This window comes from Vibrio sp. 2033, assembly GCF_033339735.1.
In genome coordinates, this window is the sequence record NZ_JAWOVC010000005.1 from 141093 (window position 1) to 163615 (window position 22523).

General features: G+C 44.9%; 19 protein-coding genes, 1 tRNA gene and 1 riboswitch. Of the genes, 14 read left to right on the forward strand and 6 right to left on the reverse strand.

Annotation, left to right across the window (positions count from 1 at the left end):
* The 5 genes from rsxC to R7P74_RS09585 all read right to left on the reverse strand — a co-directional run.
* Positions 1–2234, reverse strand: a 2234-nt coding sequence (rsxC, locus tag R7P74_RS09565; protein WP_225473370.1) for an electron transport complex subunit RsxC, incomplete at its 3' end; no start/stop codon positions are given.
* 8 nt (positions 2235–2242) lie between these two features.
* Positions 2243–2839 carry an electron transport complex subunit RsxB gene (gene rsxB / locus R7P74_RS09570; protein WP_005380760.1) on the reverse strand — a complete coding sequence of 199 codons (597 nt, stop codon included), beginning with the start codon at positions 2837–2839 and terminating at the stop codon, positions 2243–2245.
* A 3-nt stretch (positions 2840–2842) separates the two neighbouring features.
* Positions 2843–3421 carry an electron transport complex subunit RsxA gene (gene rsxA, locus R7P74_RS09575; RefSeq protein WP_005380762.1) on the reverse strand — a complete coding sequence of 193 codons (579 nt, stop codon included), beginning with the start codon at positions 3419–3421 and terminating at the stop codon, positions 2843–2845.
* A gap of 305 nt (positions 3422–3726) precedes the next feature.
* Positions 3727–6024 carry a formate C-acetyltransferase gene (gene pflB / locus R7P74_RS09580; protein ID WP_318122817.1) on the reverse strand — a complete coding sequence of 766 codons (2298 nt, stop codon included), beginning with the start codon at positions 6022–6024 and terminating at the stop codon, positions 3727–3729.
* Between the two features lie 351 nt (positions 6025–6375).
* A tRNA-Asn gene (locus tag R7P74_RS09585) sits at positions 6376–6451 on the reverse strand.
* A gap of 559 nt (positions 6452–7010) precedes the next feature.
* Between R7P74_RS09585 and uvrB the strand changes: the two genes are divergently transcribed.
* From uvrB to luxU, 3 genes are all read left to right on the forward strand, one after another.
* Positions 7011–9041, forward strand: a complete 2031-nt coding sequence (uvrB, locus tag R7P74_RS09590) for an excinuclease ABC subunit UvrB (protein WP_213908062.1) — start codon at positions 7011–7013, stop codon at positions 9039–9041.
* Between the two features lie 292 nt (positions 9042–9333).
* On the forward strand, positions 9334–10740 hold the full coding sequence (luxO, locus tag R7P74_RS09595) for a quorum-sensing sigma-54 dependent transcriptional regulator LuxO (protein ID WP_005380768.1): 1407 nt from the start codon (positions 9334–9336) through the stop codon (positions 10738–10740).
* Positions 10737–11081 carry a quorum-sensing phosphorelay protein LuxU gene (luxU, locus tag R7P74_RS09600; RefSeq protein WP_017636054.1) on the forward strand — a complete coding sequence of 115 codons (345 nt, stop codon included), beginning with the start codon at positions 10737–10739 and terminating at the stop codon, positions 11079–11081. Before luxO ends, luxU begins: the two co-directional genes overlap by 4 nt.
* A 137-nt stretch (positions 11082–11218) precedes the next feature.
* On the opposite strand, the gene R7P74_RS09605 is transcribed toward luxU, so the two are convergent.
* A complete protein-coding gene (locus R7P74_RS09605; protein ID WP_213908060.1) occupies positions 11219–12115 on the reverse strand; it encodes a YvcK family protein in 897 nt (298 codons plus the stop codon).
* 175 nt (positions 12116–12290) lie between these two features.
* Positions 12291–12425: riboswitch (molybdenum cofactor riboswitch) on the forward strand.
* Between R7P74_RS09605 and moaA the strand changes: the two genes are divergently transcribed.
* From moaA to R7P74_RS09660, 11 genes are all read left to right on the forward strand, one after another.
* Positions 12414–13403: a GTP 3',8-cyclase MoaA gene (moaA, locus tag R7P74_RS09610; protein WP_017636052.1), complete on the forward strand. Its 990-nt coding sequence runs from the start codon at positions 12414–12416 to the stop codon at positions 13401–13403. Its footprint overlaps the riboswitch before it by 12 nt.
* Positions 13404–13504: 101 nt before the next feature.
* Positions 13505–14017, forward strand: a complete 513-nt coding sequence (gene moaB, locus R7P74_RS09615) for a molybdenum cofactor biosynthesis protein B (protein WP_005388935.1) — start codon at positions 13505–13507, stop codon at positions 14015–14017.
* Positions 14018–14043: 26 nt separating this feature from the next.
* Entirely contained in the window at positions 14044–14523 is a 480-nt protein-coding gene (gene moaC, locus R7P74_RS09620) for a cyclic pyranopterin monophosphate synthase MoaC (protein ID WP_005380779.1), read from the forward strand.
* Positions 14520–14777, forward strand: coding sequence for a molybdopterin synthase sulfur carrier subunit (gene moaD, locus R7P74_RS09625; protein ID WP_005388938.1), 258 nt, complete (start codon positions 14520–14522; stop codon positions 14775–14777). Before moaC ends, moaD begins: the two co-directional genes overlap by 4 nt.
* Before the next feature lies 1 nt (position 14778).
* Positions 14779–15234: a molybdopterin synthase catalytic subunit MoaE gene (gene moaE, locus R7P74_RS09630; RefSeq protein WP_017821374.1), complete on the forward strand. Its 456-nt coding sequence runs from the start codon at positions 14779–14781 to the stop codon at positions 15232–15234.
* 531 nt (positions 15235–15765) lie between these two features.
* Entirely contained in the window at positions 15766–17442 is a 1677-nt protein-coding gene (locus R7P74_RS09635) for an ABC transporter substrate-binding protein (protein WP_017633862.1), read from the forward strand.
* 128 nt (positions 17443–17570) lie between these two features.
* Complete coding sequence (oppB, locus tag R7P74_RS09640) at positions 17571–18491, forward strand: oligopeptide ABC transporter permease OppB (RefSeq protein WP_005380786.1); 921 nt, start codon at positions 17571–17573, stop codon at positions 18489–18491.
* Positions 18492–18506: 15 nt separating this feature from the next.
* Positions 18507–19409: an oligopeptide ABC transporter permease OppC gene (gene oppC, locus R7P74_RS09645; protein WP_017633861.1), complete on the forward strand. Its 903-nt coding sequence runs from the start codon at positions 18507–18509 to the stop codon at positions 19407–19409.
* 27 nt (positions 19410–19436) lie between these two features.
* Positions 19437–20408 (forward strand): ABC transporter ATP-binding protein, encoded by a 972-nt coding sequence (locus R7P74_RS09650; protein WP_005380792.1) that lies wholly within the window; start codon positions 19437–19439, stop codon positions 20406–20408.
* A complete protein-coding gene (gene oppF / locus R7P74_RS09655; RefSeq protein ID WP_005387265.1) occupies positions 20387–21400 on the forward strand; it encodes a murein tripeptide/oligopeptide ABC transporter ATP binding protein OppF in 1014 nt (337 codons plus the stop codon). Before R7P74_RS09650 ends, oppF begins: the two co-directional genes overlap by 22 nt.
* Before the next feature lie 167 nt (positions 21401–21567).
* Entirely contained in the window at positions 21568–22515 is a 948-nt protein-coding gene (locus R7P74_RS09660; RefSeq protein ID WP_042523110.1) for a glutathione S-transferase family protein, read from the forward strand.
* The last annotated feature ends 8 nt before the right edge of the window (positions 22516–22523 follow it).

Sequence of the window (22523 nt, forward strand, 5' to 3'; positions counted from 1 at the left end):
CGAGCAATTGCAGCGGCAACTGCGGCTTTTTTCGGATCGTCGGTTTGCTCGGCAGGTGCGTCAGCTTCTTCCGCTTCGGTTGAGTCTGCTTGCTTCGCTTTGCGCGCTTTGGCTCGAGCAATTGCAGCGGCAACTGCGGCTTTTTTCGGATCGTCGGTTTGCTCGGCAGGTGCGTCAGCTTCTTCCGCTTCAGTTGAGTCTGCTTGCTTCGCTTTTCGTGCTTTGGCACGTGCAATCGCAGCAGCCACGGCGGCTTTTTTCGGATCGTCTGTTTGCTCAGTAGGTGCTTCAGCTTCTTCCGCTTCAGTTGAGTCTGCTTGCTTCGCTTTACGTGCTTTGGCACGTGCAATGGCAGCAGCAACCGCGGCTTTCTTCGGATCGCTGTCTTGCTGTGCAGACGTTTCCGATTCTACAGATTCAGTTGAATCTTCTTGTTGTGCTTTTTTCGCTTTAGCTCGGGCGATGGCGGCCGCAACTGCCGATTTTTTATCATCAGCGTTATTGTCTGGCGTTTCGCCTTGTTCTTTTTGCGCTTTACGTTCGCGAGCAAGACGTTTGCGTTCTTCGCGCAGTTTTGCCATTTCTGAGTTATCAGGTTCACTAGAGCCTGCTTTAGCTGCTGCAGCTTGTTTCGCCTTCGCTTTGGCAATGGCTGCCGCTACGGCGGGTTTTACTGCTGGCTCTGCTTTTTCTGTGGTTTCTGTCTTTTGAGCTTTCACTCGTGCGATCGCTGCTGCTATCGCATCATCGCTACCAGAAGACTTCATCTCTTTTCGGCGTTGATCGGCAGCTTTCTTGAAGCGATTTTCACGTTCTGCTTTTTCGCGTTCCATACGCGCTTTTTTCTCTTCAAAACGCAGTTTTGCTCGCTCTGCAGCTTCCGCTTCTTGTGTTCTAGTTCGAATTTCTGCTTTCGCTTGGCGGTAGTACTGTACGAGCGGAATTTCACTTGGACATACAAACGCACAAGCGCCGCACTCGATACAATCCTTTAAGTTTAATTCATCGAGTTTGTCATATTCTTCAGCTTTCGCATGCCATTGCAGTTGTTGAGGCAGCAGCGAAGCAGGGCACGCTTCGGCACATTGGCTACAGCGAATACATTCCATCTCATACTGGTGCGGAGAGATCTCACGACGAGTCGGAGCAAGGATACAGTTTGCTGTCTTGGTAATCGGCACTTGGGAGTGAGGAAGGGTAAAGCCCATCATTGGCCCACCCATAATTAAACGCTGTAACTTCTTATCTGCTTTATAGCCAAACTCATCCAACAGTGCTTGTACTGGTGTCCCTAACAATGCCCAAACGTTGCGTGGTTGTTTGAAGGTTTTACCAGTGAGAGTCACGATGCGCTTTATCATCGGCTCACCGTCGATGACTGCGCGTTTTATAGCGTAAAGAGAACCAACATTCTGAACCAAAATACCAATATCGGCTGGAATCGCGCCACTTGGTACTTCTTTATTGGTTAAAATTTTGATCAGCTGTTTTTCACCGCCAGAAGGGTATTTAGTTGGGATAACGCGAATAACGATATCTTTGTTTATAGCCGCAGCTTCTAGCGCTTTGATTGCTTCTGGTTTGTTGTCTTCAATGCCAATAATCGTGAGCTTTGGTGTCAGGATATGTTCGACAATTTCGATACCTTGAATAAGCTCTTCGGCATGTTCTTGCATGAGCTTGTCATCAGACGTGATGTATGGCTCGCACTCTGCTGCATTAACGATAAGAATCTCGGTACGAGCAAAACCTGATTGGATTTTTTTTGCAGTAGGGAAGCCTGCGCCACCCATACCAGAAATACCAGCGAGACGAATAATATCAATCAGTGCGTCAGGGGTTTCTTGTTGGTAATCTGCGACGGGGTTTCTTTCACACCATGCATCTTTCCCATCAGGCGTGATGACTGCGCACAACTCACTTAACCCAGAAGGGTGCGCGACAGTTCGTGGCTCTATCGCGGTGAGCGTACCTGATGTTGGAGCATGCACTGGAACCGTAAAGCCGGTCTCCGATTGCGTTAATGGCTGACCTTTTAATAAGTAGTCACCTTCGGCAACCAGTAGGTTACCCGCTTTACCAATGTGCTGTTTTAGCGGCAATACAATTTCTGACGGGATAGCCGCATGAGCGAGTTCAGTTTTGTTGGACTGCTTTTTATTTTCTGCCGGATGCACACCACCTGGGAAATCCCAAAGCGCGCCTGTACGAATTTGTTCAATCAAAGACAACATGTGAAACCTTACTTAATTGAATCTTTCACGTTCGCTGCATTGTCGGCAGCATCCGTAATGTTAAGTACCGGAATGGAGTGAAGTTGCCACTTCCAGCTTTCTGTGGTCGTTGCCACAGGAATCATTTCAATACAATCAGTCGGACATGGGGCAACACACAAGTCACAGCCCGTACATTCGTCTTTGATTACGGTATGGACCGCCTTTGTTCCGCCTACAATTGCATCCACCGGACACGCCTGAATACACTTAGTGCAGCCAATACACATGTCTTCATGAATAAACGCAACGGTTGGGATTTTGCTGTCGAGATCGTGCGCAGATTCTTCTGGCTCAACACCCATTAAGTCGGCGAGCTTTTCGATTGTTGCCTGACCACCAGGTGGACATTTGTTGATGTGGTCGCCATTTGCAATTGCTTCAGCATAAGGGCGGCAACCAGGGTAGCCACATTGACCGCATTGAGTTTGCGGTAAAATGGCGTCGATTTGATCCACAATAGGGTCCGCTTCAACTTTAAAGCGAATAGAAGCAAAACCAAGTATCGCGCCGAAAATCGCAGCCAGAACCGCTAACGCGATAATCGCAATTAAAATCGTACTCATCGCTTACTTCACCAAACCTGTAAAGCCCATAAAGGCGAGTGACATTAAACCTGCTGTAATCATTGCTATTGATGCACCTTTAAAAGGTACAGGAACGTCGGCGGCGGCTATGCGCTCTCGCATGGATGCGAAAAGTATCAACACCAATGAGAAACCAACAGCGGCGCCGAAGCCGTAGATGATCGATTCAATAAAGTTATGGTTTTCATTAATGTTAAGAAGTGCCACGCCCAATACTGCGCAGTTTGTTGTGATCAGCGGTAAGAAAATGCCAAGCAAGCGATAAAGCGTCGGGCTGGTTTTGTGCACAACCATTTCGGTGAACTGCACCACAACGGCTATCACCAAAATAAAACTCATGGTTCGAAGGTACTCAATACCCAGTGGACGAAGGATGTAGCTTTCCACTAAATACGCACACACTGACGCGAGCGTTAGCACAAAAGTTGTCGCTAAGCCCATACCTATTGCTGTTTCCAGTTTTTTGGACACACCCATAAAAGGACATAGGCCTAAAAACTTCACCAGTACAAAGTTGTTCACCAGCACAGTGCCGACCAACAACAAAACATATTCGGTCATAGTTATTACGTTCTTAAAATCCGATCTTGATATTATCGTGTTTTGTGACACCAATAACAACCAGTGAACGATGTGGTTTTACATACACGATGGAAAAATAGTCGTCTATTTGATCTATTTTGATGAATCAATAAGAAATTGAATCGTTTGCTGAATGTATTGTTAGCGAGAGGATACTACCTATTAATTTTCATCTAATGTGTGATTTTAAAAAAAGCCCGCCTCTCCCAGGTAGAAAAGAGAGGCGGGCAATGCATATTTACAAGCTAATTATTTAAACTTTCTGAGTGCTTGATGGACTGTGTTTATATCTTACTCGTGAAGGTACGAGTGATGACGTCTTGCTGTTGCTCTGTCGTTAGAGAGTTAAAACGTACCGCATAACCAGACACTCGAATCGTCAACTGAGGGTATTTCTCTGGATGTTCAACCGCATCCAATAACATCTCTCGGTCTAGAACGTTGACGTTAAGGTGTTGACCACCTTCAATCGCGATGCCCTCGTTGCTTGCTTCGTGATGGAAGTAACCATCCATTAGCGCAGCTAGGTTCTTCTTCTGACTCAAGTCATCTTTACCCAATGCGTTAGGCACAATTGAGAAAGTGTAAGAAATACCATCTTTCGCGTAAGCGAACGGTAATTTAGAAACCGATGCCAGAGACGCAACCGCCCCTTTTTCATCACGACCGTGCATTGGGTTTGCACCCGGTCCAAAAGGCATACCTGCGCGACGGCCATCTGGTGTATTACCCGTTTTTTTACCGTAAACCACGTTAGATGTGATTGTTAAAATCGATTGAGTTGGCACTGCTTCGCGGTAGGTGTGCATCTTCTGAATTTTCTTCATGAAGCGCTCAACCAGATCACAAGCGATGTCATCAACACGGGCATCATTGTTACCAAATTTTGGATAATCACCTTCGATTTCAAAATCAACGGCGATGCCATCTTCATCACGAACAGGTTTCACGGTCGCGTATTTAATTGCTGCCAAAGAGTCTGCGACAACAGACAGACCTGCAATACCACACGCCATCGTGCGGTGCACGTCGCGATCCATCAGTGCCATCAGTGACGCTTCGTAGCTGTAACGGTCATGTGAGTAATGGATGATGTTCAACGCTGTGACGTATTGCGTTGCTAGCCACTCCAACATATTGTCGAAACGAGGCATCAAAGCGTCAAAGTCGAGAATTTCATCTTGAACTTTGTCCACTACCGGACCCACTTGCGCTTTCGATTTTTCATCGATACCACCATTGATGGTGTAAAGCAGCGCTTTTGCAAGGTTGGCACGTGCACCAAAGAATTGCATGTGCTGACCAACAACCTGCGGGCTCACACAACAGGCAATCGCGTAGTCGTCATTGTCGAAATCAGGACGCATTAGATCGTCGTTTTCGTATTGAACCGAAGAGGTATCAATCGACACTTTTGCAGCATATTGTTTGAACGCTTCAGGTAATTGCTCTGACCAAAGAATCGTCATGTTTGGCTCAGGAGCAGGGCCCATAGTATGTAGTGTATTTAAGTACCGGAATGTCGTTTTAGATACTAGCGTACGGCCATCAACGCCCATACCAGCCATGGCTTCGGTTGCCCAGATTGGGTCGCCAGAGAACAATGAATCGTATTCTGGTGTGCGTAGGAAGCGAACCATGCGTAGCTTCATGATGAAGTGGTCAATCATTTCTTGCGCTTGTGATTCATCAATCAAACCGTTTGCGATATCGCGCTCTAGATAGACGTCTAGGAAAGTCGAAGTACGGCCCAGTGACATTGCTGCGCCGTTTTGCGATTTAACCGCCGCTAGGTAGCCAAAGTAGGTAAATTGGATCGCTTCTTGTGCTGTTTTTGCAGGTAGCGACATATCAATGCCGTATTTCAGACCCATTTGACGAATGTCTTCAAGTGCTTGAACTTGATCGGCTATTTCTTCGCGAAGACGAAGTGTTTTCTCAAGATCGTTGCCTTGTTCTAAGAACGTTTGTGTTGAATTGTATTGTTCTTTTTTGTCTGCTTTTAAGAAGTCGATACCGTATAGGGCGAGACGGCGATAGTCACCAATGATACGACCACGGCCATAAGCATCAGGAAGGCCCGTGATGATGCCGGATTTACGACAGGCTAGAATTTCTTTGGTGTAAAGGTCGAAACACGCTTTGTTGTGAGTTTTACGGTATTCAGTGAAGATTTTTTCAACCGTTGGATCCAATTCGCGGCCATAAACTTCGCACGAGTTTTTTACCATGCGAATCCCGCCATTGGCGATGATTGCACGTTTTAGCGGTTGATCAGTTTGTAAGCCAACGATCTTTTCCAGATCTTTGTTGATGTAGCCTGCATCGTGGGAAGTGATTGTTGAGGGCAAGTCTGTGTCAAAATCAATAGGGGCGTGTGTGCGGCTTTCTTGTTTTATGCCTTCAAGCACTTGGTTCCATAATGCTGAAGTGGATTTGCTAACCTCGGCTAAGAAAGACTCGTCTCCCTCATAGGGTGTATAGTTTTTTTGGATGAAGTCACGAGTGTTGACAGAGTTTTGCCATTCACCAGCAGTAAATCCAGCCCATGCATCTAGCATGTCAGTTGTCGGAATAGTCATAAGTAAATCCCTAAGTTATTGATAATTAGAATGGAGGCGACGAGTAGGACGGAACCATTCTTAACCCTTTTAATCGTATGGATTTATTTGGTATGAGTAAAATGAATGCTTTTCATTTTTTCAATGATTAAATTGCATTAATAATAGATTCAATTGGTTATGATTATTTTTTGCTAGAAAAGAGACAGAATTAAATGTGTGGTACTGTGAGAACACTATCTATGACAATGTTATGAGTTCTGTAATTTGAACTTATTTCGGTGTGATTTTATGACGCCTAGATTGGCTTAGATTTCATGGCGATTAAGATACAAAAAAAGCCGTGTCTTGCGACACGGCTTTTCTATAATCTGGCTCCTCCTGCTGGGCTCGAACCAGCGACCTGCGGATTAACAGTCCGTCGCTCTACCAACTGAGCTAAGGAGGAATTGCTTTGCTTGAAAGCGGGAAGAATCTTACCGAGCACTCAAACTACTGTCAACAGTAAAAAAATACATTTTTAGAAAAAAATATTGAGTTAAGGGCTTTACTTTTCTGTATGGCTTGCCAGTAAAGGCTCGAGGTTAGTTATCCACTAAATTTGTGGATAAGTATGTTGATGAGATCTGGGTAAAGAAAATTGATATGCAACTAAGTTTTTATTTAATGAATCTTTAGTCAGAGTTATGCGTAAAATAAGCAAATAAAACAGAGATTTATCGATGTTAATCAAAAGGTATTCAAAGTGGATAAAAATCAATCTTTTGGGGATAAGAAAGTTTTAAGCTAATTTTTGGGGAAAAGTTGTGGAAACTATAATGTGAAGAATGTGTGTAGCTCTTCAACTAGGGCGAAGTACTATATCAGAGTCACTTTTGTATGGCTATAGCATTCTAGACAAACAAGAAAATTTATTAACAATGATGGTTAAATTCTCGATAGACGTAGATTTCATTAGCTAAGGTGTATATATATACAGCCAAAGCGCAGTAAAATTGAGGAAGGGTATGAGTAAAGTCTATGAATTGGTCTCCGATTATCAGCCGTCGGGCGATCAACCAGGAGCGATCAATCAGTTGCTTGAGGGGCTCGATGCTGGGCTAGCACATCAAACCTTGTTGGGGGTCACAGGCTCAGGTAAAACCTTCACACTAGCGAATGTGATTGCTCAAGCCCAACGACCTGCAATATTACTTGCGCCAAACAAAACGCTTGCTGCTCAGTTATATGGTGAGATGAAGTCATTCTTTCCTAATAATGCGGTTGAGTATTTTGTTTCTTACTACGATTACTACCAACCTGAAGCATACGTTCCCACAACAGATACTTTCATTGAAAAGGACGCTTCGGTTAACGCCCACATTGAGCAAATGCGACTGTCTGCCACTAAAGCTTTATTGGAACGGAAAGACGCTATTATCGTTGCTTCGGTTTCAGCTATCTATGGTTTGGGTGATCCGGAATCCTACTTACAAATGATGCTTCATTTGCGACGTGGAGATGTGATTGATCAGCGTGATATGCTTCGTCGCCTAGCGGAGCTCCAATACTCGCGCAATGACGTTGCATTTGAGCGTGGCCAATTCCGTGTTCGAGGTGAAGTGATTGACATCTTCCCAGCCGAATCAGACCAAGACGCTGTGCGCGTTGAGATGTTTGACGATGAGGTGGATTGCATCAGTGTGTTCGACCCATTGACAGGCGTGGTCAAACAACGAGACTTGCCGCGCTATACCATCTATCCCAAGACGCACTATGTCACGCCAAGAGATCGCATTCTTGAAGCGATTGAAAATATTAAAGTCGAACTAGAAGTGCGCAAAAAGCAGCTTCTAGATAACAACAAGCTACTGGAAGAGCAGCGAATTAGCCAGCGCACTCAATTCGATATCGAAATGATGAATGAGTTGGGCTTTTGCTCCGGTATCGAAAACTATTCTCGTTATCTCAGTGGACGCTCGGAAGGTGAGCCGCCACCAACCCTGTTTGACTACTTACCTCATGATGGCTTGTTGATCATCGATGAATCTCACGTGACAGTACCGCAGATAGGTGCCATGTATAAAGGTGACCGTTCGCGTAAAGAAACGCTGGTGGAGTTTGGTTTCCGGTTACCTTCAGCTTTGGATAATCGTCCACTGAAGTTTGAGGAGTTTGAAGCACTAGCGCCACAAACGATTTTCGTCTCTGCTACGCCCGGAAATTACGAACTAGAAAAATCGGCGGGTGATGTGGCGGATCAAGTCGTTCGTCCAACAGGCTTGCTTGACCCTGAGTTGGAAGTTCGCCCAGTAGCGACCCAAGTCGACGACCTATTGTCTGAGATCCGTATTCGCGCTGCTAAAGATGAACGAGTTCTGGTTACAACACTGACCAAACGAATGGCTGAAGATCTCACCGAATACCTTCACGAACATGATGTTAAGGTACGTTATTTACACTCAGACATTGATACTGTTGAGCGTGTGGAAATTATCCGTGACCTTCGTCTTGGGGAATTTGACGTGCTGGTGGGAATAAACTTATTGAGAGAGGGCCTGGATATGCCAGAGGTCTCGTTAGTTGCAATTTTGGATGCGGATAAAGAGGGCTTCTTGCGGTCTGAACGCTCACTCATTCAGACCATTGGTCGTGCTGCACGAAACATCGAAGGTAAGGCGATTTTATACGCTGACCGAATCACCAACTCAATGAAAAAGGCGATGGATGAAACTAACCGTCGTCGCGAGAAGCAGGAAGCGTACAACAAAGAAATGGGTATTTCGCCACAAGCGCTCAAACGAAATATCAAAGACATCATGGAACTTGGCGATATCACTAAGTCTAAACGCCAGCGTAACACTAAACAGGTACCATTATCGAAAGTGGCGGAGCCTTCGCAAACTTACGAGGCACTGTCCCCTCAGCAGCTAGAAAAAGAAATCAGTCGACTGGAGGCGGCGATGTATCAGCATGCGCAAGATTTAGAATTTGAGTTAGCGGCACAAAAGCGTGACGAGATTGAAAAACTACGAGCGCAGTTCATCGCAAATAGTTGAACAAACTTACCGATTTAGCTATCCAAGCATTTTAGGCCGCTTGTAAAAAAAAAGAAGCCAATAGGCAGTCGGGTCTATTGGCTTGTTTTGTGAACATATCGTTCACTAACAACGTCAGTTGGCTAGGTGACCCGAGGGGTCATTATCGTTACAGCATGGTTTGTGCCACTTTTTAAATAATTGATATTATTTTTGAATTTTTTCCTTTGCCCATAATTTAGCTAATGTTATTTGCAAAATGCAAAGCGTAATGCGATTATTGTTTAAAACACAACAAAATAATAGCTAGGTTATGCAACAAAAACCCGAAGGCCCAAAGTCTCGTTACCTTTTAATGGTCGAGGACACCGCATCTGTTGCGGCTCTGTACCGCTCATACCTGACACCGCTTGGCATAGATATCAATATCGTCGGCACAGGTAGGGATGCCATTGAGAGCCTAAATCATCGAATTCCAGATCTTATTTTACTCGATCTCCGTCTGCCAGATATGACGGGGATGGACGTTTTACATGCCGTTAAAAAGAGTCATCCCGACGTACCTATAATCTTTATGACCGCTCACGGTTCTATCGATACCGCTGTCGAGGCCATGCGTCATGGCTCACAAGACTTTTTAATCAAACCGTGTGAAGCAGACCGTTTACGTGTCACGGTTAACAATGCCATTCGTAAAGCGACCAAGCTAAAAAATGAAGCCGATAATCCAGGTAATCAGAGCTATCAGGGGTTTATCGGCAGTAGCCAAACCATGCAGCAGGTTTACCGTACGATAGATTCAGCGGCGAGCAGTAAAGCGAGTATTTTTATCACAGGTGAAAGTGGTACTGGTAAAGAGGTATGTGCCGAGGCTATTCACGCAGCAAGTAAACGTGGTGACAAACCTTTTATTGCAATTAACTGTGCTGCAATTCCAAAAGATTTGATTGAGAGTGAACTGTTTGGTCACGTAAAAGGGGCCTTTACTGGCGCTGCGAATGATCGTCAAGGGGCAGCTGAGTTAGCGGATGGCGGCACACTTTTTCTAGATGAGCTTTGTGAGATGGACTTGGATTTACAAACCAAGTTGCTACGATTTATTCAAACGGGCACATTCCAAAAAGTGGGTTCCTCAAAAATGAAGAGCGTGGATGTGCGCTTTGTGTGTGCCACTAACCGTGATCCCTGGAAAGAGGTACAAGAAGGTCGATTCCGTGAAGATTTGTACTATCGTTTGTATGTCATTCCTTTGCATTTACCGCCTTTACGCGAACGAGGCGAAGATGTTATTGAAATTGCATACTCACTGCTAGGTTACATGTCACACGAAGAAGGAAAAAGCTTCATACGTTTTGCGCCTGATGTCATCGAGCGATTCAACAGCTATGAGTGGCCGGGTAACGTTCGTCAGTTACAAAACGTGCTACGCAACATCGTTGTTCTAAACAACGGTAAAGAGATTACGTTGGACATGTTACCGCCACCGTTGAATCAACCGCTTGACCGTCCGTCGTCTGTGGCTAAATTAATTGAGCCGAAAGCGATGACCGCATCTGAGATTATGCCATTATGGATGACGGAAAAAATGGCAATCGAGCAAGCGATTGAAGCATGTGATGGCAATATTCCTCGAGCGGCGGGATATCTTGATGTCAGTCCGTCGACGATTTACCGCAAGTTACAGGCATGGAACGGCAAGGAAGAGCGGCAAAAAGTATGAGTGTAAATGTATTAAATCAGCAAAAAATAGATGAACTGTCGATGGAAATTGGCAGTGACAACGTACCTGTACTGTTCGATATCTTCCTAGGAGAAATGGATACCTATATCGAGAACTTATCCCAACTGCAGGGGGCAGAGCGATTAGCTTACTCAAAAGAAATCAGCCACGCGTTGAAAAGTAGTGCTGCGAGCTTTGGGGCAGATCGCCTTTGTGAACTGGCTATGTCCATAGACAAAAAAGCGAAAGCCGGTGAGTTGACTGCGGAGTCTGAGGAGTTAGAGGCTATGTTCGATCTTTTGCACGAAACTCGAGATGCTTATCGCTCTTGGCGACAGTAGCTATTTTTTCTATTAACCATTTTTTCTTAGTAAACATCTGTTTTTACTGGATGCCTGAACTAAAACCCTTCGATGACAGAAGGGTTTTCATTATCAATAAACACCTTAAAAGAGGGCGCTAGCCAGGTAACGTGCTCTTAAATAGAAAGTTGTAGCTGATTTTCAATCGCTAGTTTGAGCTTGTTTCTATCGTGACGCCAGTCTCGGTTAGAGGAGGCGAGTGACTCCGTCACTACATTCCATTGACTTAAGACGTCTTGCTCGGTTTTCTCTGCTAGAACCACGTCTATTTTTCTTCCTTGACAGGCACGTTCACACCATTCTAATTTTTGAGCCATCGTCATTCGTCCCGCTGGGCCGTATTCTGGACTCAGGTTAGCAACAAAAATGACTTTTGCTTTTGTGTTTGCTGCAATCGCTTTGCCGAGTTCAGGCAGCAATAAAGGAGGCATGATACTAGTTAAAAAACTGCCAGGGCCAAGAATAATCGCGTCCGCTTCCGCCAAAGCTGTGATGGCTTCTTTGGTAGCAGGCACTTCTGGTGAAAGATCCAAACGTCGCAAGTCTGCTTTCATTTCGTCGACATTTGTTTCTCCCGTAACCCACTTCCCATCTACGGATAACGCGGAAAGATCCGAAGGGTGTTCGGACATAGGAAGGATGTTAACGTCGACTTTTAACATATTGCGAATCAGATTAATGGCATCTAAAGGTCTGACCGATAAGTTATCGAGTGCAGTAAGCATCAAATTACCAAGATTATGACCATCAAGTTCGCCAGTGCCTTTGAAGCGATATTCAAACATCATAGAACTGATCGAAGGCTCTGTAATGAGCTGATTAATACAGTTACGTGTGTCTCCCCAAGCGATTCCTCCTTGGCAGTGACGAATTCTTCCTGTGGAACCACCATTGTCAGTCGTGGCAACAATCCCAGTTGCATTGCTGCCAAAATCTCGTAATGCGGCCAGCACTCGACCTAAGCCATGACCACCGCCAACAGCGACCACTTTTTTATCTGTGTAGATATTCATTATGTTCTTCTAATAATCTAATAAAAAACGGCTACAATTTATCTTAAGGAGTGTCTTAAAGGTACTCACTTAGCGGTAAATTGTGTCTCTAGAGAGTTTTTTATCACTCAAGTCTGGATTCCATTACAAATATTAAGTATTTTACACCGCAAAGCTATCAGAGATTTCATATCTCTGGTTGCCATAACTCCGAGCTCACTATTGCTAAGTCCTTGGATAAGCGTTTTGAGCCAGTGGCATACTGTCACAAGGGCATGATTGGAAATGGCCATGCCTCCCGTGTTTGGAAAGGTGTTCCGTGGCGCAACAATTCGAAGACAAATTTCATCGTAAGTTTTATTACTTGCGTCTGTCTGTGACCGACGTATGTAATTTCAAATGTACCTATTGCCTTCCTGATGGCTATAAGCCTTCGGGCAATAAAAACTCGTCTTTTTTATCTCTCCCTGAAATCAAACGGGTCGTAAAAGCATTCGCTGATTGTGGCACGTCAAAAGTGCGCATCACTGGTGGTGAGCCTAGCTTACGCAAAGATTTTACCGACATTATCCATTCAGTAGCGGCGACGCCTGGCATTCAAAAAGTTGCAACGACAACCAATGGCTATCGTATGGCAAAACAAGTCGCAGATTGGCGTGAAGCGGGTTTAACCCACATTAATGTCAGTGTGGATAGCCTTGACCCGCGTATGTTTCATCAAATCACAGGTGAAAATAAGTTTACTGAAGTCATGAATGGTATCGAACGTGCGTTCGAGGTCGGTTATGAGCAAGTAAAAGTTAATGTGGTGTTGATGAAAGATCTGAACCATCACGAGCTGCCAGCGTTTCTTAACTGGATAAAAGATCGTCCAATCCAACTGCGTTTCATTGAGTTGATGCAAACGGGTGAGATGGATGAGCTATTTAATAAGCACCATGTATCCGGAGTGGCAATTCGTAACCAGCTAATTGCAAATGGTTGGTTGCTGAAAGTGCGCTCGCATAATGATGGTCCTGCGCAAGTATTTGTTCATCCTGATTACAAGGGTGAAATAGGTCTTATCATGCCTTATGAAAAAGACTTTTGTGAAAGCTGCAACCGACTGCGCGTTTCTGCGATGGGTAAGCTGCACCTATGTCTGTTTGGAGACCACGGTGTAGAATTGCGTGATCTTTTGGAACGTGATGAGCAAGAGAGTGAGCTTATTGAACGTATCCAGGCGCAGTTACAAACCAAGTCGGTAAGCCATTTCTTGCATGATGGCAATACTGGTATGACGCCACACCTCGCGTCTATCGGCGGCTAACTTCATTCAATTTTTAGAGCGAGTTCACTGATAAGCTGGCTCTAACTTTTTCCGAATCGATACCAAGCGTATCAAAGCTAATTAAGAGAATAGGTGAACAAATGGGTCACGCTGAAAGCAAATTCCAACCTGCAAATATTGCCGTTCTAACGGTATCTGACACTCGTACTGAAGAAAACGATACCTCTGGTCGTTACCTAGCTGAGCATGCTCAAGAAGCGGGTCACAACGTAGTAGACAAGCAAATTGTTATTGATGACATGTACAAGATCCGCGCGATTGTTTCTCAATGGATTGCTGATGAAAGCGTACAAGCGATCATGATTACTGGCGGTACAGGTTTCACCTCACGTGATAGCACGCCAGAAGCACTTAAGCCTCTATTTGATAAAGAAGTTGAAGGTTTTGGTGAGTTGTTCCGTATGGTGTCGTACGAAGAGATCGGTACGTCTACGATTCAGTCTCGTGCGATTGCTGGTTTTGCTAACCACACCGTGATCTTCGCAATGCCAGGTTCAACTGGTGCGTGCCGCACAGGCTGGACAAAAATTATTAAACAGCAGTTGGATGCAAGTCATCGCCCTTGTAACTTCATGCCACACCTATCTGTATAACCTTTCCTAAAAGCGAAGGAAAAACAATGACCCAATTTACACATATCAATGCTTCTGGCGAAGCAAACATGGTTGACGTGTCAGCAAAAACGGAGACGGTTCGTGAAGCTCGTGCTGAAGCATTTGTTCACATGGCCCCAGAAACACTTCAACTGATTGTCTCTGGCCAGCACCACAAAGGTGATGTATTTGCGACGGCTCGTATTGCTGGTATTCAAGCTGCGAAGAAAACCTGGGATTTGATTCCACTTTGTCATCCGCTACTACTCTCTAAAGTTGAAGTTCAACTGGAAGCTATCGAAGCAGAAAACAAAGTTCGCATCGAATCAGTATGTAAACTTGCGGGTAAAACTGGTGTGGAAATGGAAGCGCTCACGGCAGCTTCCGTTGCTGCTCTAACGATTTACGATATGTGTAAAGCAGTACAAAAAGACATGGTCATTGGTCAAGTTCGTCTACTAGAGAAAACGGGTGGTAAATCTGGTCACTTTAAGGTGGAATCATGATTAAAGTACTTTTCTTTGCTCAAACTCGCGAGCTGATTGGCATCGACAGTGTCGAGTTAGACGGGCCGTTTGAAACGGTTGAATCAATTCGTGCACATCTAGTGGAAGAAGGCACTAAGAAAGATGGCAAGTGGGATTTAGCGCTCGAGCCAGGAAAGCTACTTGCTGCAGTGAACCAATCCATCGTCCCTTTGGATACACAAGTAAAAGCAGGTGACGAAGTTGCGTTTTTCCCGCCGGTAACTGGGGGTTAAGATGGATTCTCGTGTTTCTGTACAAATTGAAGACTTTTCGGTTGAGCAAGAATATCAACGTCTATCTGAAGGGACGGCTGCCGGCGCTGTCGTTACATTCGTTGGTAAAGTTCGAGATATGAACCTTGGGGATAATGTCATTGGTTTACATCTAGAGCACTATCCGGGGATGACAGAGAAGAGCTTGAGCGACATTTGTGATCAAGCTGAGTCTCGCTGGCCACTATTAGGTGTACGCGTGATTCATCGCGTCGGAGACATGGATAGCGGTGATCAAATTGTATTTGTGGGCGTTTCCAGTGCGCACCGCGGCGCGGCATTTGATGCGTGCGAGTTCATCATGGATTATCTGAAAACCCAAGCTCCATTTTGGAAAAAAGAGCGTACGACGAATGAAGATCGTTGGGTTGAGTCGCGCGACACCGATCATCAAGCTGCACAGCGTTGGGAAAAATAGAACTAACCCGCATTCTAGTGAAAAAAGCTAAGTGCTAATGGTACTTAGCTTTTTTTGTATTTATCTTCATTGTATTGCTCACTTTGTTTCAATATTTCCTATCTTTTGTCTGGTGATATTCTTCACAATAAAAGTTTTTTGCCCAATATATAAACAATTATTTGTTAGACTTGATTTGTCATAAATGTTAAATGATGTGTAAATATCTAGCATAAGATGCTAGTAAATGGTTTAAACTCAGATTAATCGAAAGTTTCGCCTGTTAAATGTCGCTTCTGGTCTTTATTTGGCTGGTGAATGCTTTGGGGTTAGAGTTTACTGCTAGATATGTGTGTTTTAGTCAGCATTATTGGTTTTTTTGCTACATTTTTATGGCAAATTACTTCAATGATTGCTAATGTGTGCCGCAGTCTTTGTAAGGTTTTAGACTTTTGTGCTCAGAAAGTGCACTAAAAAAATCTAAAACTCTGACCGTTCCAGGCCCTTACAAAGAAGTCATGGATGCTAACGAAAAAATTTGGAGTTTTACGCATGTATAAGAATAAAATCACGCGCGCTTTATTTATTGGTGCTGGTCTTTCTCTCGCTCTAGCTGGTTGTGGTGAAAAGCCTGCGGAGAAACAAGCTGCTGAGCCTGCTCCGGCTCCAGCCCCTGAAGCTAAATCTGATTCTAAAGAGCCAAAACTTGCTGCTGTTCAAGAATTGGTGCGTGGTAACGGTACAGAAGTTGCGACAATAGACCCTCATAAATCTCAAGGTGTTCCAGAATCCCACGTGATTCGCGATCTTCTTGAAGGCCTTGTAAACCAAGATGCGGACGGTAACACTATCCCTGGTGTTGCAGAATCTTGGGAAACTGAAGACAACAAAACATACACTTTCCACTTACGTGAAGACGCAAAATGGTCAAACGGTGATCCTGTCACTGCAGGTGATTTCGTTTACAGCTTCCAACGTGCAGTCGATCCAGCAACCGCCTCTCCATATGCTTGGTACATGGAATACACCAAGATGAAGAACGCAAAAGACATTGTTGCGGGTAAAAAAGATAAGAGCGAGTTAGGTGTTAAAGCGGTTGACGACCACACGTTAGTGGTTGAGTTAGATACTGCAGTACCATATTTTGTAATGATGATGGGCCACACGACAGTGAAACCTGTTCATCAAGCAACTGTTGAAAAGTTCGGCGATCAATGGACGAAGCCAGAGAACTTTGTAGGTAACGGTGCTTATGTTGTTGACAACTGGGTTGTAAACGAGCGTTTGGTTCTAAAACGTAACGAACAGTACTGGGACAACGAAAACACGACGCTTGACCAAGTTACTTTCTTACCAATCGAGAACCAAGTAGCGGAAATGAACCGCTTCCTAGCGGGTGAAATCGACTTCACGAACGAGCTGCCTACAGAGCACTTCAAGCGTCTGAAGAAAGAGCACCCACAAGAAGTGTCGGTAACCGGTAACTTATGTACTTACTACTACATCTTCAATACGAAGAAAAAGCCGTTTGATGATGTTCGTGTGCGTAAAGCGATTTCTTATGCGATTGACCGTAACATTGTGACCGATGCGATTTTAGGTCAAGGTCAAAAGCCAGCTTACTTCCTAACACCTGAAATTACGGCAGGTTTCAACCCAGAAATTCCTGCATACGGCAAAATGACGCAAGAAGAGCGTAACGCAGAAGCTGCGCGTCTATTGGAAGAAGCGGGTTACGGCGCAGACAACCCTCTTGAATTTAACCTTCTATACAATACATCAGAGAACCACAAGAAACTTGCGGTTGCACTGGGTTCAATGTGGAAGAAGACACTTGGTCTAGACGTTACGCTAGAAAACCAAGAGTGGAAAACTTACCTATCTACCAAAGATTCTGGCAACTTTGAGGTTGCTCGTGCAGGTTGGTGTGGCGACTACAACGAAGCTTCATCTTTCCTAACGCTGATGATGAGTAATAACACTACTGGTGGTATTCACTACGACAGCAAAGAGTACGATGCGATCATGAACAAAGCATTTGCTTCAACTTCTGACGAAGAGCGCCAAGCACTTTACCTAGAAGCAGAGAAGTTGATGGCAAAAGATATGCCAATCGCACCTATCTACCAGTACGTGAAATCACGTCTACTATCACCGAAAGTTGGTGGCTTCCCAGTAAATAACGCGGAAGACAAGATTTACTCTAAAGATCTCTACATCACAGAGTAATTCGTAACTCGATAGAACTATAAAAATGAGGCCCTACATGTGAGAAATTGCATGTAGCGCCTATCTTTAGTCCAAAAGAATTGGACGACTTCTTTAATTTAACTGTCACAGACTGAAAGAGTGAGTTTATGCTTAAATTCATCGCAAAAAGGATATTTGAGGCGATCCCAACAATGTTGGTTTTGATCACCGTATCTTTCTTTCTTATGCGCTTTGCACCGGGAAACCCTTTCTCGACAGAGCGTCCATTGCCACCCGAAGTAATGGCAAATATCGAAGCTAAATATGGCTTGGATAAACCTGTATTTGAACAATACACCACGTATTTGACCAATGTTATCCAAGGTGATTTCGGACCGTCATTTAAATACCTTGATTACTCAGTAAACGAGCTGATCGCGGTTGCCTTACCTGTTTCGGCTAAAGTGGGCTTCATCGCCTTTATCTTTACTTTGATAATGGGGGTTACCGTCGGTACCATTGCTGCGCTCAAGCAAAATACTTGGATTGATTACACCATTATGTCGACTGCGATGCTTGGTGTCGTAATGCCATCCTTTGTATTAGCGCCTGCGCTTATCTACATATTCTCGCTTCATTGGAATATCTTCCCTGCGGGCGGTTGGCAAGATGGTAGCTGGCAGTATTTAGTGCTTCCTGTTATTGGTATGTCGCTACTGTATGTTGCTACCTTTGCTCGTATCACGCGTGGTTCGATGATCGAAACCCTAAACAGTAACTTTATTCGTACGGCACGTGCTAAAGGTCTAAGTTACCGTTATATCATTATCAAACACGCTCTTAAGCCGGCACTTCTCCCTGTTGTTTCTTACATGGGCCCAGCTTTCGTAGGTATCATCACCGGTTCCGTTGTTATCGAAACCATTTTTGGTCTGCCTGGTATTGGTAAACTATTCGTTAACGCTGCGTTTAACCGTGACTACTCGCTAGTAATGGGGGTAACCATTCTGATTGGTTTCCTATTCATTCTATTCAACGCGATTGTAGATATTTTACTTGCAATGATTGACCCGAAAATTCGCTACTAACAGGGACGTTTGGTTATGTTAACGAAAAAAGAAAACCTAGAAGCGATTGAGAAATTCTCCGAAAACTTGGAGATTGAAGGTCGCAGTCTTTGGCAAGATGCTCGTATCCGTTTCATGCGCAACAAAGCGGCGATGGTGAGCTTATTCCTTCTTGTTCTAATGACGTTGGCGGTTATTATCCTGCCAATGATCGCACCGTACACATTTGATGATACTGACTGGTACGCGATGCACGTTGCACCGAATGCTGACCATTGGTTTGGTACTGACAGCTTAGGCCGTGATTTATACGTGCGTACGCTAATTGGAGGTCGTATTTCGTTGATGGTAGGTGTTATGGGTGCATTTGTAGCGGTACTGATTGGTACGCTCTACGGCGCAGCATCTGGTTTCATCGGCGGTAAAGTTGACCGCGTAATGATGCGTATTCTAGAAATTTTATACGCGGTACCGTTTATGTTCCTGGTGATTGTACTGGTAACATTCTTCGGTCGTAACATCATGCTGATCTTCGTTGCGATTGGTGCTATCGCATGGCTAGATATGGCGCGTATCGTACGTGGCCAGACTCTTAGTCTACGTAGCAAGGAGTTTATCGAAGCGGCACATGTGTGTGGTGTAAGCAACTGGAAAATCATTACTCGTCATATCGTACCGAACGTACTGGGTATTGTAGCGGTATACTCTACGCTGCTTATCCCAAGTATGATTCTAACGGAATCATTCCTATCATTCCTTGGTCTTGGTGTTCAGGAACCAATGACAAGTTGGGGCGCTCTTCTACAAGAAGGTGCACAGACAATGGAAGTAGCAATCTGGCAGCTGGCATTCCCAGCAGTGTTCATGGTTGTGACGCTATTCTGCTTCAACTACGTTGGTGACGGCCTGCGCGATGCGCTGGATCCAAAAGACAGATAATTAAAAGATAAGATTAAGGAAGCAATGATGAGCTTATTAGATGTCAAAGATCTGCGCGTCGAATTCACCACGCAAGATGGTATCGTAACCGCAGTAAACGATTTGAACTTCTCTCTCAACCAAGGCGAAACCTTAGGTATCGTTGGAGAGTCGGGATCAGGTAAATCTCAAACCGTATTCGCAATCATGGGCCTTTTGGCTAAGAACGGTATTATTTCTGGTAGCGCAAAGTTTGAAGGCAAAGAAATCCTAAACTTACCGGAAAAAGAACTGAACAAAGTGCGTGCGGAACAGATCGCAATGATCTTCCAAGACCCAATGACATCACTGAACCCTTACATGAAAGTGAGTGATCAGTTGATGGAAGTGCTTATGCTGCACAAAGGCATGGGCAAAGCGGAAGCATTTGAAGAATCAGTACGCATGCTGGAAGCGGTAAAAATCCCTGAAGCGCGTAAGCGTATCACGATGTACCCGCATGAGTTTTCAGGCGGTATGCGTCAGCGTGTAATGATCGCGATGGCGTTGTTATGTCGTCCTAAACTGCTTATTGCCGATGAGCCAACAACAGCACTTGATGTGACGGTACAAGCACAGATCATGGACTTGTTGAATGAGCTGAAATCTGAGTTCAACACAGCGATCATCATGATCACGCACGACCTTGGTGTGGTTGCAGGTTCGTGTGACAAGGTGCTGGTGATGTATGCAGGCCGTACTATGGAGTACGGCAACGTAAACGAAATTTTCTACAATCCAAGCCATCCTTATGCGGAGGGGCTGCTGAAGGCGATTCCTCGCCTCGATACTGAGGGTGAAATTCTGCCGACCATTCCTGGTAATCCACCAAACTTGCTTCGTCTACCGCCGGGCTGCCCTTATCAAGAGCGCTGTCACCGTGTGATGGATCGTTGTAAGCGCGAGGCGCCAATTCTGACACCATTTGGTGATGGTCGTCAGCGTGCATGTTTTTCTGAATGGGAGGCTTGGAACAAATGAACGCAGTAGACAAAAAACTAATTCTGGACATTTCTGAGCTGAAAGTTCACTTCAGCATTGCCTCAAAGTCGGCATGGCCGTGGTCAAAGCCTTCGAGCCTGAAAGCGGTAGATGGCGTGAACGTTCGACTATACGAAGGGGAAACGCTTGGTGTAGTAGGTGAGTCAGGTTGTGGTAAATCGACGTTTGCTCGTGCCATCATTGGTCTGGTTGAAGCTACTGACGGCCAAGTAGTTTGGTTGGGTCAAGACCTTACTAAAATGAAAAGCGTTCAGCGCCGTGAGACGCGTAAAGAAATTCAGATGATTTTCCAAGACCCATTGGCATCGCTGAATCCGCGTATGACTGTTGGTGATATCATTGCTGAACCTCTTGAGACATTCTATCCAGAACTGTCTAAGCAGGAAGTGAAAGATCGCGTTAAAGAGATGATGGCGAAAGTTGGCCTATTACCTAACGTGATTAACCGTTACCCACACGAGTTCTCGGGTGGTCAGTGTCAGCGTATCGGGATAGCGCGTGCGCTTATCCTTAAGCCTAAGATGATCATTTGTGACGAGCCAGTATCGGCGCTTGATGTATCTATTCAAGCTCAGGTGGTTAACCTACTTAAAGAGATTCAAAAAGAGTTAGGGCTTTCTCTGGTATTCATTGCGCATGACTTGTCTGTCGTTAAACACATTTCAGATCGCGTTTTAGTTATGTATTTAGGTAATGCCGTGGAACTTGGCGAGGCCGAGGCTCTGTTTGCTGATCCTAAGCACCCATATACGCGTGCGCTGATGTCTGCGGTTCCGATCCCGGACCCGGATATTGAGCGCAATAAGAAAATCCAAATGCTAGAGGGTGATCTTCCTTCACCTATCAACCCACCGTCGGGTTGTGTATTCCGCACTCGTTGCCCACAAGCAACCGAAGAGTGTGCGAAGACAAAGCCAACCATTTTAGGTAATGACGTTCACGCGGTATCTTGTTTACACGTTAGTGTATAAATTCAGCCTGTGACGGGCTTAAGCGCGACACCTTCATCGGGTCGCGCTTTTTTTATGTGTCTGATTTATACATTCGAATTTCTTGAACATGATGTCCTAAGTTCGATGATTCTCTGTTTGATAGGAAACGCTAATATAGACACAAACAGAACGAGAGGAGAGCACTCATGGGTAAGTTGGTTGAAGGTGTTTGGCAAGATGTCTGGTATGACACAAAATCAAATGGTGGCAAATTTGTGCGCGAAGATGCCGGATTCCGTAACTGGGTTAAAAACGACCCTGATGCGGAGTTTACGCCAGAGTCCGGTCGATACCATTTGTATGTCTCTCTTGCTTGTCCTTGGGCACATCGAACCCTCATTTTCCGCAAGCTGAAAGGTTTAGAACCACATATTGATGTCACGGTCGTTTGCCCTGATATGCTCAGCCAAGGTTGGCAAATGGGGCTTCCTGAGCCATTGTTTGGTCACACGCGCATGTATCAAATTTACACGCAGGCCAAACCCGATTACACGGGCCGCGTAACCGTGCCTGTACTTTGGGATAAAAAGACCAATACTATTGTGTCGAACGAGTCGTCAGAGATCATTCGTATGTTTAACTCGGAGTTCAATGCGTTAACAGGGAATCACGACGACTACTATCCAGAACATCTAAAACACGTTATTGATGAGTGGAACGATTTTGTTTATCCGAATGTCAACAACGGAGTGTATCGTTGTGGCTTCGCGACTACGCAAGAGGCGTATGAAGAAGCGTTTGATTCTTTGTTTAATGCGTTAGATAAAATCGATGCTCACCTAGCGACGCATCGTTACTTAGCAGGGAACACAATTACTGAGGCGGATTGGCGTTTGTTTACGACTCTTATTCGTTTTGATGCGGTGTATGTGGGGCATTTCAAGTGTAACAAGCAGCGCATCGCAGACTACGAAAATATACAAGGCTACTTAAAAGAGTTGTATCAAGTTGAAGGCGTCGAAGATACGACGGATTTCTATCACATTAAACGCCACTACTACTTCAGCCACACAGGGATTAATCCGACGCAAGTTGTACCAAAAGGGCCTGATTTAGACCTAAATACTCCTCATGGAAGAGAAAGGATTGGCTAGTTTGCTGC